Source organism: Acinetobacter sp. AND/436 (genome assembly GCF_049546925.1).
GTDB lineage: Bacteria > Pseudomonadota > Gammaproteobacteria > Pseudomonadales > Moraxellaceae > Acinetobacter > Acinetobacter indicus.
The window spans coordinates 45024-58716 of record NZ_JBMXBO010000004.1; the positions used below are offsets into that span (position 1 = coordinate 45024).

Annotated in this window: 13 protein-coding genes; 6 read left to right on the plus strand and 7 right to left on the minus strand. The window is 49.2% G+C overall.

The genetic code is table 11. The features are described from left to right. Window positions 1–65 precede the first annotated feature (65 nt). On the minus strand, window positions 66–1634 hold the full coding sequence (locus ACPEPR_RS04770; RefSeq protein WP_423562027.1) for a sensor histidine kinase: 1569 nt from the start codon (window positions 1632–1634) through the stop codon (window positions 66–68). Window positions 1635–1648: 14 nt separating this feature from the next. Beyond that, a complete protein-coding gene (gene gacA / locus ACPEPR_RS04775; RefSeq protein WP_005181577.1) occupies window positions 1649–2284 on the minus strand; it encodes a response regulator transcription factor GacA in 636 nt (211 codons plus the stop codon). Window positions 2285–2501: 217 nt separating this feature from the next. Here gacA and ACPEPR_RS04780 point away from each other — a divergent pair, with 217 nt between their 5' ends. After that, on the plus strand, window positions 2502–3584 hold the full coding sequence (locus tag ACPEPR_RS04780) for a serine hydrolase (protein WP_127799456.1): 1083 nt from the start codon (window positions 2502–2504) through the stop codon (window positions 3582–3584). A gap of 92 nt (window positions 3585–3676) precedes the next feature. On the opposite strand, the gene thrC is transcribed toward ACPEPR_RS04780, so the two are convergent. From thrC to xerD, 4 genes are all read right to left on the minus strand, one after another. After that, entirely contained in the window at window positions 3677–4822 is a 1146-nt protein-coding gene (gene thrC / locus ACPEPR_RS04785) for a threonine synthase (RefSeq protein WP_286424737.1), read from the minus strand. Between the two features lie 57 nt (window positions 4823–4879). Next, on the minus strand, window positions 4880–6184 hold the full coding sequence (locus ACPEPR_RS04790; RefSeq protein WP_016659702.1) for a homoserine dehydrogenase: 1305 nt from the start codon (window positions 6182–6184) through the stop codon (window positions 4880–4882). Between the two features lie 122 nt (window positions 6185–6306). Next, the gene (locus tag ACPEPR_RS04795) at window positions 6307–7119 is read right to left on the minus strand and encodes a DsbC family protein (RefSeq protein WP_286427363.1); all 813 of its coding nucleotides are present in this window, start codon (window positions 7117–7119) and stop codon (window positions 6307–6309) included. Window positions 7120–7216: 97 nt separating this feature from the next. Beyond that, on the minus strand, window positions 7217–8134 hold the full coding sequence (xerD, locus tag ACPEPR_RS04800) for a site-specific tyrosine recombinase XerD (RefSeq protein ID WP_005181586.1): 918 nt from the start codon (window positions 8132–8134) through the stop codon (window positions 7217–7219). Between the two features lie 168 nt (window positions 8135–8302). On the opposite strand from xerD, the gene ACPEPR_RS04805 reads away from it, so the two are divergent. The 5 genes from ACPEPR_RS04805 to ftsW all read left to right on the plus strand — a co-directional run bounded on the left by ACPEPR_RS04805 (window position 8303) and on the right by ftsW (window position 13405). Beyond that, window positions 8303–8563 (plus strand): FeoA family protein, encoded by a 261-nt coding sequence (locus ACPEPR_RS04805; protein WP_005181588.1) that lies wholly within the window; start codon window positions 8303–8305, stop codon window positions 8561–8563. After that, window positions 8560–10413, plus strand: a complete 1854-nt coding sequence (gene feoB / locus ACPEPR_RS04810) for a ferrous iron transporter B (protein ID WP_005181591.1) — start codon at window positions 8560–8562, stop codon at window positions 10411–10413. Before ACPEPR_RS04805 ends, feoB begins: the two co-directional genes overlap by 4 nt. A 25-nt stretch (window positions 10414–10438) precedes the next feature. After that, window positions 10439–10687, plus strand: a complete 249-nt coding sequence (locus ACPEPR_RS04815) for a DUF6587 family protein (protein ID WP_016659699.1) — start codon at window positions 10439–10441, stop codon at window positions 10685–10687. Window positions 10688–10841: 154 nt separating this feature from the next. Then, entirely contained in the window at window positions 10842–12194 is a 1353-nt protein-coding gene (gene murD, locus ACPEPR_RS04820; RefSeq protein WP_423562029.1) for a UDP-N-acetylmuramoyl-L-alanine--D-glutamate ligase, read from the plus strand. Window positions 12195–12208: 14 nt separating this feature from the next. Next, on the plus strand, window positions 12209–13405 hold the full coding sequence (gene ftsW / locus ACPEPR_RS04825; protein WP_160241699.1) for a putative lipid II flippase FtsW: 1197 nt from the start codon (window positions 12209–12211) through the stop codon (window positions 13403–13405). Here the strand turns inward: ftsW and ACPEPR_RS04830 are convergent. Beyond that, entirely contained in the window at window positions 13394–13654 is a 261-nt protein-coding gene (locus ACPEPR_RS04830) for a zinc-ribbon domain-containing protein (protein ID WP_005181597.1), read from the minus strand. The two genes, ftsW and ACPEPR_RS04830, sit on opposite strands and share 12 nt — an antisense overlap. Window positions 13655–13693: the final 39 nt, after the last annotated feature.

The window sequence follows — 13693 nt, forward strand, 5'->3', positions numbered from 1 at the left end:
GCATAAATCTTCCTCGTCATCGACGAAGAGAACGAGTGGTTGTTCCACTAAACTTCCCCAAAAAACTATTTATTTACGTCAACAGGTGAGCATTCAATCCTGAAACATGCTCCTTGTTTTTGTTCTACATAGCGCAGCTTGGCCCGATTGGCTTCGCAGAAACTATGTGATAAGTATAATCCTAAACCAGTTCCGCTAATTTCGGTACTAAAAAATGGTTGAAACAGGTAGCGAATATCATGTGAAGCCACGCCGCTGCCATAATCTTTGACATCCATATAGACCGTGTCCTGCTGGCGATAAAGTTGCAGTTCAATCGGATGATCCGGCGCATTGTGGCGCTGGGCATTACGGATCAGGTTAATCAGCACCTGACGCAGCTGGGACTCATCAAACAGAATCTGCAGAGGTTCGGGCTGGCTGACCTGAATCTGGCTGGCCAGATCGGCCAGATCATCCTGGATCAGCTGCGGAATAAAACGCGCCAGATCAATCTGCACCGGTGTGGTTTCCTTATTTTTCACCATGCTCAGGGTGTCATCAATGATCTTGTCAATGCGCTGCGACTGCTTGTCAATCATCTGGCTCAGCATCTGCTGTTGATCGGTATCGCTGCCAGCCAGCAGGCGATTGGCCTGGACAATGGCCGCCAGCGGATTACGGATTTCATGGGCAATACTGGCCGAAAGCTGGCCCAGTGCTGCCAGTTTCAGTTGCTGCACACGCTGGTTAATTTGCCGTGCATCCTGCAGCACCAGCAAGGTTAAGGTCTGCTGCGGCACCACCAGCTTTTGTACCTGAATCTGGATCAGGAAATGACTGAGCTGCGATTCAAACTGGAATTTTTCGCCGTTAGAGAGCTGGTCAAACTGCAATAATTGAAACAGGTCGGGCTGTACTTTATACAGTGGATATTTGTCGAAAGCATACAGCGGATTAATACCCAGCAAATGGCAGGCGGCCGGATTACTGACCATAATATGGCAGTTTTCATCCAGCACCAGATAGCCCATATCGGTCTGTTCCAGAATATAGCGGTTAATATTCTTTAGCCGGTTCAGTTCCAGTGATTGGGAAAAGTTCAGGTGCTCCAGAATCTGGAAACGGCGGACGGCAATCTGGCCAAAACGGTAAATAATAAAAAACAGGAACGAGAGCAGGGCACTTTGCCCGATGCGATCCAGAGAGGAAAAATCCAGTAATGTGCCAACAAAATGCTGATAGGTGACACAAATCATTGCCACCAGGGTAATGAACAGCGCCTTGCTTTTTTCCAGCAATAACGTCGCGGCGAAAATCGCAATCACAAACAGCAGGCTTAAATGCAGGCTCGGTCCATCCAGCGCAAAGGTCAGGCTGCTGAGCACCAGTATATCAACACTGAAAATCAGCGTGAGTTGTAGCGGAATCCTGTGCCGGACATAGCGAAAATACAGCAGCTGGGCACAGCTAAAAATAAAATACAGCACCAGACTGGCGGCATACAGCCGTGGATGCTGATAATCATGATTGAGAGTTTGAGTGGTGAGTAAATAAATCAGCAGCAAACAGAAGGCAATTATCAGCCGATACGCCCCGTACCATAGCCCGAGATGGTACTGGTTCAGTTCAGCTTGCGTACGGCGGATATCCATGAGGCTTAAACCGCTTAAGGTTTAATTAATCCGTAGCGAATGGCCAGATGGGTCAGTTTGACATCACTGTCGATATTCAGTTTTTCAAAAATACGGTAGCGATAGGTGTTTACGGTTTTCACGCTGACGAACAGCTTGTCAGCAATTTCCTGCGCGCTAATACAGTTCACAACCATCATTGCCACCTGCATTTCACGTTCCGACAGGCTGTCGAACGGTGATTGCTGGGTGTCTGACAGGTAGGAACTGGCCAGTTGCTCGGCAATATCGGCACTAAAATATTTACCGCCCTGCATGACTTTTTTAATGGCACGCACCATTTCCGAGACAGGTGCACCTTTGGTGATATAGCCTTTGGCACCGGCTTTGAGTAATAAAGAAGGATAGGGTTCTTCGGCCAGACCACTGACCGCCAATACCTTGGTTTCCGGGGCAGTCTGTAATAAACGGCGCGTGGTTTCCACCCCGCCAATGCCCGGCATGTTCACGTCAAGCAGGACCACATTGGGATGATGCTGGCGCACCAGATTAATGGCTTCTTCCCCAGATTCAGCTTGTCCAATGACCTGAACATCGGTATGGTCTTCGAGCATACGGCAGATGCCGGTACGAACCAATTCATGATCATCTACCACTAAAACTGTGATCACCTAGACTCTCCCTCTCACTAAAATCATCTTTTTTGTTACATATAGCAAAATTAGCTTGCAATCAACCGACAAAATTGGCCATCCTATTCTTAACCTAAAGTGAAAAATTCTGCACAATGTCGGAGGCTAAAATTGGTTCCGTGCTGTGTTGTAAATGTAAGGCATATTTGAGGTAATACGCAAATGTATCTTACCTCCCTGAGTTGAGTAAGCAATAGTGAAAAATTCTAAGAAGTTATTAATGCATGTGCTGGGAGCATCGGTTCTGCTCGGCATGAGTTCAGTCAGTACTGCTGAAATCGTCATGAACCCTTCCTCGGGGAGTAACGCCCAGGCAACGCTAAGCTGGTCATCTGAAGAGGCCAATCAGCTGCTGAATGGCGATGTGATGACCACCGCCACGACTTCTGTGACCGAGCAGGTGGTGGAACCATCACCACAAGGCTCAACCAAAATTACCACCACGGTCCGCAGTTCCAGCACACCGGCGCCCGCCAGCACGGTCAGTAGAACCAGCCCGATTCTGGATACTGCATCCTATAGCAACCAGCCCACTGTGAACGCACGTGCCGCACTGGTGATGGATGCCAATACTGGTGAAGTGCTGTACAGTAAAAATACCAATACCGCGTTGCCGATTGCTTCAATTACCAAAGTGATGACTGCGGTAGTGACGGCGGATGCGCGTTTAAATATGTCTGAGCAAATTACCTTGCAGCAGATTGATTTTGCCGGTGCAGCAGGCAAGAACTCGAGTTCGACCCTGCGTGTGGGCGACAAGATGAACCGTGCTGAAGCCTTATTATTTGCCTTAATGAAATCAGAAAACCCGGCCGCAGCAGCGCTGGCACGTACCTATCCGGGTGGACGCAGCGCGTTCGTGGCTGCCATGAACAACAAAGCGCGTGAGCTGGGCATGCATTCGACCCGTTTTACCGAATCAACCGGTTTGGACCCGCGCAATGTATCATCGGCGCGTGATTTAGGTATTCTGGTCAGTACCGCGTCACAATATGGCCTGATTCGCCAGTTTTCGACCACGCCAAGCTATGACTTTAACCTAGGTTATCGGGTGCTGAAATCGAACAATACCAATTCGCTGGTGCGTAATGGTGGCTGGAATATTAACCTGTCTAAAACCGGCTTTATTAATGAAGCAGGGCGTTGTCTGGTGATGCACACCACTTTAAATTCACGTCCGGCGGTGGTGATTATTTTAGGGGCCAGCAATACCCAGGCGCGTAATAACGATGCCACCCGTTTAATGTCCTGGACCAGCCAGTTACCAAAACGGATTTAAGCTGAACTGTTCTGTGCGAAATCGTGCAGAACTTAAAACCTCAGCCATAAAAAAATCCCTGCATGAGCAGGGATTTTTGTTTCAAACCGGAATTATTGATTCATATTTGAAAGGATAGAATCACGAACCTGATCCATGGTAGCGTCAATCGACAGCATCACCGCATCTTGGCACTGTTTCATTGCAGTGTCTGGGTCTTTCAGACCGTTACCAGTAACAGTACATACAATTACTGAACCTTCTGCAATTTTACCGGCTTTAATGTCACGCATCGCGCCGCCAATGGATGCTGCAGATGCAGGCTCAACAAACACGCCTTCGTACATGGACAGCATGCGCTGAGCTTCCAGAATTTCTGCATCGGTCAGTTCATCGAACCAGCCTTGTGAATCACGAACTACAGCTTTGGCATGGTTCCAGCTTTGCGGGTTACCAATACGGATTGCAGTGGCTACAGTTTCCGGGTTTTCAACTGGCGCACCACGTAAGAATGGCGCAGCGCCAGAGGCTTGATAACCGACCATAACTGGTAAACCTTCCGGTTTTGGACCAGTAAAGGCATCCGTTGCCGCATCATAAACCACTTGTTCAAACTGGTCTGCAGGCTGGTTAGCCACAGCTTCGGTATAACCCATCCAGTGTGCAGTGATGTTGCCCGCGTTACCAACTGGCAGGCAGTGGTAGTCTGGGGCACGGCCGAGTTCATCCACGATTTCGTAGGCAATGGTCTTTTGACCTTGCAGACGGTACGGGTTGATCGAGTTTACGATGGTTACCGGAGCCTGATCGGCCACTTCTTTCACCAGACGCATACCATCGTCAAAGTTACCGCGAATCTGCATGGTGATGGCACCGTACATCATGGCCTGTGCCATTTTACCCATGGCAATTTTGCCTTCAGGAATCAGCACAAACGCTTTGATACCAGCACGCGCTGCATAGGCTGCTGCCGCTGCAGAAGTGTTACCGGTAGAGGCGCAGATAATGGCTTTTGAACCTTCTTCAACCGCTTTGGTTACGGCCATGGTCATACCGCGGTCTTTAAATGAACCTGTCGGGTTTAAGCCTTCATACTTCACATAAATTTCAACGTTCTTGCCAATAATACGTGGAATGTTCTCAAGCTTGATTAGCGGGGTATTCCCTTCACCGAGAGAGATTGCACGTGTAGTTGCAGACACTGGTAAACGGTCACGATAACGGTCAACTAAACCAGTATAACGATTGGCATTCGACATGATGATGTTCCAATTGTGTGTAGAGCTTGGCAAGGGGAAATATTCCCCTTGACCCGATTAATTATCAAGCGATTCTAAACGAATTCGTACAATTTCGCCATGAATCACAGGCAAAGCTTGAATTTGTTGTAACGCTTCATCCATTTTTGATTCCTGAACTGGGTCAGTCAGAATCACGATAGGGATAAGGTCTTTTAAGCGAGATTGCTGCATGATGGCATCAATACTGATACCGGCACGGCTTAAAATAGTGGTGACATCGGCCAGTACACCGGTCTGGTCTTCGGCATTAATGCGAATATAGTAACCCGTGGTCATCTGTTCACGGCTTAAAATTGGCAAGTCGGTTAAGGCTTCGAAGGCCAGTTGCGGAATTGTTCCTGCACCGTCTTCGGTATAGGAGATGTCACGGACAATATCGACCACGTCAGCAACCACTGCTGAAGCGGTGGGGCCTGCACCGGCACCGGCGCCATAATACAGGGTTGGACCGACTGCATTGGCCTGCACCAGCACCGCATTTTTCACGCCATTCACATTGGCAATCAGTTCTTCTTCAGGAATCAGGGTTGGATGCACACGTAGTTCAATGCCGGCATCGGTACGGCGTGCAATTCCTAAATGCTTGATACGGAAACCTAAATCTTCGGCATATTTGACATCTTGCGCGGTAATTTTGCTAATGCCTTCGGTATACACCTTGTCAAATTGCAGCGGAATACCAAATGCACATGAGGCCAGAATGGTCAGCTTGTGTGCTGCATCAATACCTTCAACGTCGAAGGTTGGATCGGCTTCGGCATAACCCAGCTCTTGCGCTTCTTTCAGCACATCGGCAAAGGCACGGCCTTTTTCACGCATTTCGCTTAAGATGAAGTTACCGGTACCGTTAATGATACCCGCCAGCCATTCAATCTTGTTCGCGGCCAGACCTTCACGAATCACCTTGATGATTGGAATACCACCAGCTACCGCAGCTTCATAAGCGATCTGAACGGCATGATCATCCGCGGCTTTAAACAGTTCGTTGCCGTGTTCAGCCAGCAAGGCCTTGTTTGCGGTGACAATATGTTTGCCGTGTTTCATCGCTTCCATAATGACTTCATATGCAGGATGAATCCCACCCATGACTTCAACCACGACATCTACATCCGGTTGACGCACGATATCCAGCAGATCCGAGCTTTGTTTGACCGTTTCTGGCAGGTTCAGGTCTGGACGCGGACGACGGGTGCCGACATAGGTAATTTCAATTTCACGACCGGTGCGACGTTTAATCTCAGCAGCATTTTCTTTTAATAGTTTAAGGGCACCACCACCCACAGTACCAAGACCGAGGATTGCCAGACGAACTGGTTTCACGTCACACTCCATATTTAATCAATTTTAAGCGAGCTTAGATCATAGCTAAAAAAAGCTGAAGACTCTAGCGTAGAAATCACTTTCTCTTGATCTATAAAAAACAGTAATTTAACCCATTAAAATTAGTTATTTAAACGCTTCAGCAATTCGCTTGGCGACAGATAACCACCGAGGTAAATCCCGTCTGCACTATAGATTGCCGGTGTACCGTTCACCCCGATATTCAGACCCAGCTGATAGTGTTCACGTACTGGTGTTTTGCAGCTGGCGGCAGGCAGTTCAGCACCGGCAATGGCCTGATCAAAGGCCGCATGGCGGTCTTGGCTACACCAGACGCTTTCCATGGCCGGAATAAACTGTTCACCACGTGGCCAGGCAATATAGCGCACTTCAATGCCTTTGCTGTTCAGCTCATCCATATGTTCATGCAGCTTGTGGCAGTATGGACAGCTGACATCGGTAAACACATAAATCACGTGTTTAGTTTCACTCTTGGCTTTATAGATCAGCAGGTCCTGCTCTTTCAGGCTGGCAAAAATCTGTTTATTGGTGCCGGCTTGCAGGCTCTCACCGACGTTATGTAGCTGTTTGTCGCCTAAACGGATCACATCGCCCTGGAAAATGTATTTGCCATCGCTGGTGGCATAGACCGCAGACATGCCTTCCAGGCTGACCCAGTATAGATTCGGGACTTCCGTGGTTTTAACTTCAGTGATTTTGGCCTGAATGCCAGCAGTTTTAAAATGCTGTTCCAGGGTTTTGACCAGACGCTGCTGGGCATTACGTTCAGAAAGGGTAGAGGCTTCCCCGGTTGCCGGTGCACTGGCCGTAAGCGTGGTTTGTTTTTTCTCATCATTATTGCTCGAGCATGCCGTCAGGCCCAGGCCTGCAGCAAGTGTCATGGCCATTACAATTTTCGCGCGGGTAAATGTCATTGCTAACCCTTTTCTTATCGATATAAAAACAAGGAGGCTAGCATAACAAAAAAAAATGACCGATCGAAAACTTCTTGGTCGTATTTCGGCAGTGCGGTTAAGCGCGAGGATGATGGGTCGCGTGCAGCTGCTGCATGCGAATCTGCGCGACATGGGTATAAATTTGTGTGGTCGACAGGTCGCTATGCCCCAGCAGCATTTGCACCACGCGCAGGTCCGCGCCATGATTGAGCAGATGCGTGGCAAAGGCATGGCGTAAGGTATGCGGCGATAATTCGGCCTGAATCCCGGCCTGTAGTGCATAGCGTTTAATCGCATACCAGAAGTTCTGCCGGCTCATGATGCCGCCATGCTGGGTCAGAAATAAATAATCGGTGCTGGTTTTATATAGCTGCGGCCGCGCCTCTTGCAGATAGTGTTCTACCCATTCACAGGCGACCTGGCCTAAAGGCACCAGACGTTCTTTATTGCCTTTGCCGACAATGCGCAAATAACCCTGTTTCAGGTTAATCAGCTCCAGACGTAAATTCAGCAATTCAGACACCCGTAACCCACAGGCATACAGCACTTCAAACATGGCCCGGTCACGCAGGCCCAGCGCTGTATTGACATCCGGTGCCTGAATTAGCGCTTCAACATCGGCTTCGGACAGATCTTTGGGCAAGGCCCGGCCCAGTTTTGGGGTTTTATGTGCGGCGACCGGATTGTCGGCGCGCAGTTTCTGTTCACGCAGAAATTTATAAAAAGCCCTTAAGGCCGATAGGCAGCGGGCAATCGAACGTGGGCTTTTTTGCTGTTTGGTCAATTCAATCAGGACATCGGAAATATCATCATGACTCCAGTCCAGCATCGAACTGGGCACGCAGGCACTGCATAACATTAAGTCGGACAGATAGGCATTGCGGGTATGTGGACTGACGGTTTGTGCTACTAGATGATCGCGAAAGCCCTGCAAATAGCTTAAATGTTCCGGAATGGTGACAGGTGCAGGAATGCGGGGCTTTTTATTGAGCATGTGGATCACTTTAATTTAAGAATTCGATCAAGATCATTGGAATTCTCCAATGTAGAGTAATTTTTCCGGGCTGTCGATGTGATATAAGAACGGAAACGTAATCAATCCTTATTTGTTAATTATTCTCATTTGTTTGTATACTATTTAAAAGAGCTTAGGAATTTCACAGTGCGTTTATCAGAGTTAAAGGTAAAGCAGACGGCCATTATCCGCCAGATTATCCGGCAGGATGAGGGGGGCGAGTCACACAATGACTTGGTGGCCAGCCGTCTGGAAACATTGGGGTTTGTGCCGGGCACGCGCGTTCAGGTCATTACCAAAGGTGTTTTTGGCGGGGACCCGATTCTGATTCAGGTCGGTTTTACCCGTTTTGCCTTACGCAAAAATGAAGCAGAGAAAATTGAAATTGAAGATGGAGTCACTACATGAGTGATGCCTTACGTATTGCCCTTGTAGGGAATCCTAACTGCGGTAAAACCTCATTATTCAACCATTTAACTGGTACACGCCAGAAAGTTGCCAACTATGCCGGCGTAACGGTCGAACGTAAAGTCGGTCATTTTAATTTACCTTCAGGCAAGCCGGTACGGGTGCTGGATTTACCTGGCACTTATAGCTTGAATGCTGCCAGCCCGGACGAAGCCATTACCCGTGATGTGGTACAGGGCAAACTGGCAGAAGAAGGCCAGCAGGATGCTTTCCTGTGTGTGGTTGATGCCACCAATCTGAAGCTGCATCTGGGTCTGGTACTGGAAATGATTGAACTGGGTCGTCCAATGTTGCTGGTGCTGAACATGATGGACGAAGCGCGTCGTCGTGGCATGCAGATCAACACCCAGAAACTGTCTGAGCGCCTCGGTGTGCCGGTGGTAGAAACCGTGGCCGTGCGCCGTTCCGGGATTGAAAACCTGATGAATGCGCTGGATCAGGGTAAATATGCGCTGCCACATACCGAATTGACCGGTCTGAAAGGCGATGCCCATCAGAAGGTCGAAACCCTGCTGAATGATGTGGTGCAATACGTCGATCAGGAAGATAAACGTTCCGATTTCCTGGATAAGGTGTTCCTGCATCCGGTGCTGGGTCTGGTCAGTCTGGCGGTCATGATGTTTATCATTTTCCAGGCGGTCTTTGCCTGGGCAGCCCCATTTATGGACGGGATTGAAACCTTCTTTGGCTGGCTGGGTGAAGTAATTGGTGGCAGTATTGCCCATCCTTTACTGAACAGTCTGGTGGTGGACGGGATTATTGCCGGCGCCGGTGGTGTGGTGGTGTTCCTTCCGCAAATTCTGATTCTGTTCTTCTTTATTCTGATGCTGGAAGAATCCGGTTATTTACCGCGCGCTGCATTCTTGCTGGATAAACTGATGTTTAAAGCCGGTTTAAGTGGCCGTGCCTTTATTCCGTTACTGTCCAGCTTTGCCTGCGCGATTCCGGGGATTATGGCAACGCGCAGTATTAGCGACCCGCGTGACCGTTTAACCACTATTTTTGTGGCACCGCTGATGACCTGTTCCGCGCGTTTACCGGTGTATGCGCTGTTAATTGCCGCCTTTATTCCGGAACAAACGGTATGGGGCCTATTTAACCTGCAGGGTCTGGTGCTGTTTGCGCTGTATATGGCTGGTATTTTAAGTGCGCTAGGCGTGTCTTTTGTGCTGAAGTTTTTCCAGAAAGACAAGTCCGATCACATGCTGTTGATGGAACTGCCAAGTTACCGTTTCCCGGACATCAAAAACGTCTGGATTGGTTTGCTGGATCGCGCCCGAATCTTCCTGAAACGGGTCGGTGGCATCATCTTTGCCCTGTCGATTCTGCTCTGGTTCCTGTGTACCTTCCCGCAGCCGCCAGAAGGCGCGACCATGCCAGCGATTGATTATACCTTTGCCGGGATGCTGGGCCATATCATGCAGCCAATTTTTGCCCCACTGGGCTTTAACTGGCAGATCTGTATTGCCTTGATTCCAGCAATGGCAGCCCGTGAAGTGGTGGTGGCTGCACTGGGTACCATTTACGCCCTGTCAGGGGACGAAGATGCCATGGCCGATGGTCTGGCCAGCATCATCAGCAGCGGTGGTGACTTGGGCTGGTCATTGGCGACCGGTTTATCGCTACTGGTCTGGTTTATTTATGCGCCGCACTGTCTGGCGACGCTGGCCACGGTACGCCGTGAAACGGCATCGTGGAAAACAGTGGGCTTTATGACCGTGTATCTGTTTGGTCTGGCCTATTTGATGTCATTCCTGACCTATCAGATTGCATCCAACCTGTTGGCTTAAGCCGAAACAAAAAAAGGAGACTGAAATGATTGAAGTATTGATTGTGGCGGTATTGGTGATGTGGAGCACGCTGGTGGTCTTCAAAAAGGTATTCCCGAAGACTTCAAATTCAGTCTTTCTGAAGTTGTCGGATGCCTGTACGGCAAAAGGCTGGCACACGCTGGGCAAATGGTTCAGACCGAAAATGGCTGCCGGTTGTGGTGGTGGCTGTGATTGTCCGGTGTCGGAGCAGGCCAGCAAGAAAACTGAAGTACAAGGGGTCAAGTGGAAGTAAGCCCTTGAGCATCAAAAAAGCCGTCATCTCTATGACGGCTTTTTTACGCACTGACACAAAATTTTTTCCAGAAACTGCAAACAGAAAAAGCATTCAAAACCCCAAAGTGCTAACATTTCCGCAGTTTAAAATCCAAATCATTGATGGAGCTCAAATGTTAATACAACGCGGTGGATTAAAAGTTGTGGCAGGTCTTGGCATTTCAGGTGTTGCAGCAGTCAACTTCTTGCATGATCAGGGCTACCGCGTTGCCGTAACAGACTCTCGAGCGACACCCCCCGGTTATGACCAGATTCCGGCCGAGGTTCAGACCAGTTTTGGCCAGTTTGACCAGGAACTGCTGTTGTCTGCTGAAGAAATTATCATCAGTCCGGGGCTTGATCCAAAACTGCCAGAAATTCAGGCGGCAATGGCACAGGGCATTCCGGTGGTCAGTGAAATCCAGATTTTGCGCCGTGCTACCGACAAGCCAATTGTGGCCATTACCGGCTCCAATGCCAAAAGTACTGTAACCACGCTAATTGGCCTGATGGCTGCCGATGCTGGCAAGAAGGTCGCGGTTGGAGGCAATCTGGGCCGTCCGGCGCTGGATTTAACCAAAGATGATCCGGAGCTGTATATTCTGGAACTTTCCAGCTTTCAGTTAGAAACCACGTCAAACCTGAATGCTGAAGTGGCGGTGGTGCTGAACATGAGTGAAGACCATCTGGACCGTCATGGTGACATGCTCGGTTATCACACCGCCAAACACCGTATTTTCCAGGGCGTGAAACAGGTGGTGTATAACCGTGATGATGCACTGACCCGTCCGCTGGTGCCAGATACCACCCCTATGCAGAGCTTTGGCCTGAACGCACCAGATATCAACCAGTTCGGTATTTTAAAAGAAACAGATGGCACCATTTGGCTGGCGCGTGGCCGTGAACGTCTGCTGAAAAGCAGCGACATGTATATTCAGGGTACGCATAATATTGCCAATGCCTTGGCCTGTCTGGCGCTGGGTGAAGCGATTGGCCTGCCGATGGACAGTATGCTGAACACTTTAAAAAGCTTTAAAGGTCTGGAGCATCGCTGTGAATTCGTCAAAGAGGTCGCAGGCGTGCGTTATTATAACGACTCCAAAGGCACCAATATTGGTGCCACCCTTGCGGCACTAGAAGGTTTGGGTGCAGCAATTCAGCCGTATGGTGGTCAGGTGGCCATGATTTTAGGTGGGCAGGGCAAAGGCCAGGACTTTAAGGCACTGCGTCAGGCGCTCAGTCAATATGCCAAACTGGCAGTGTTGATTGGTGAAGATGCCGCGCTGATTGAAGCGGCAGTACAGGGCACCACTACGCTGCTCCATGCCGACAGTCTGCAACAGGCGGTCACACTGTGCCAGCAGCATACCCAGCCGCAGGATGTCGTGTTATTGTCACCTGCATGTGCAAGTTTTGATATGTTCTCGGGCTATCCGGAACGTGGTCGTCAGTTCGTGGCTTATGTCAACGAACTTGGTCAAGAATAATAAGGATTTGGGATATGGCTGGCTTTGCTCAGACAACGATCAATAAAATCAATCAGGTCTATGAGCGCTGGTTACCGCGGTTACCGGCCGAAGTGAATGTGCGCAATGTGCTCATTTTTAGCGTATTGGCCTTGCTCTGTATCGGCTCGATTATGGTGGCGTCTGCCTCAATGCCCTATGCCGAGCGTATGCATGAAAATGCCTTCCATTATGTACTGCGGCATGGTATTTCAATTGCGGTAGCGCTAATTGCCGCCTATACCGTGTATAAAGTTCCCTTAAACCTCTGGTTCAATAACACCTTCTTTTTATGGATTATTACCATTGCCTTGCTGATTGCGGTACTGGTGGTCGGTACCGAAGTGAATGGTTCCAAACGCTGGATTCGGGTGGCCGGGTTTACCTTGCAGGCTTCAGAAGTGGCCAAGGTGATGATGGCGATTTTTACCGCCGACTACGTGGTACGTCGTGCCGAAGAAGTGCGTAATAATATTAAAGGTCTGGTGCGGCTGGCAGTGATTATGGCGGCGACTGTGGGCCTGATTACGGCAGAACCGGATTTGGGTGCGACTGTGGTGATTGCGTTGACCATGCTCGGGGTGTTCTTCCTGGCCGGTGCACCACTGATTCAGTTCGGGATTGCCTTGGGTGCGATGCTGGGTGCGTTTACCTTCCTGGTGGTGTTTGAGCCCTACCGTTTTGAACGTTTAATGTCTTTCTCTAACCCGTGGAATGATCCGCTCGGGGCCGGTTATCAGCTGTCAAATGCCTTAATGGCTTTTGGCCGTGGTGAATGGGCCGGGGTGGGTTTGGGGCATAGTATCCAGAAAATGTCCTATCTGCCGGAAGCGCATACCGACTTTATGCTGGCCGTTTTAGGCGAAGAATTTGGCTTTTTTGGTATCCTGGTGGTGCTGAGCCTGTCTTTCACCATGCTGGTCTGCTGTATTCGCATTGGTCATCGTGCCTTGCGACATCAGTATTTACGTGCTGGTTATCTGGCCTATGGCATCAGCATCATCTTCCTGTTACAGATTCTGGTGAATGCCGGCATGAATATGGGCATGTTGCCGACTAAAGGGCTGACCCTGCCATTTATCAGTTATGGTGGTTCATCGCTAATTATGTGTGCGGTGATGGTCAGTCTGATTCTGAAAATTGAAAGTACTACCCAGCAGACCAATCCAAGCCGTGAGGAATCAAGCTTCTAGATTGCTCTGCTGAAATGGATCTGGCTGAGCATGGTGCAACACTGTGCTTGGCATTTCCGTTTTACAGTTAAGACATTTGACAAAGCTGCCTTTGGCTTTGGATAGCGGAATTAAAGGAATAAAAAATAAGGAAAAATAATTGCGCTGCTGCTTCAGTTCATAGCTGGTGCGGGTGCGACAGACCGGACAGACAAACTGGTTTTTCTCCAGCACTTTGGTTTTTGGACCAATCCCGAAAATAAAAAACATAGTAATCCCATCTTGCAGTTATTTTTTTCTAGATTAGCG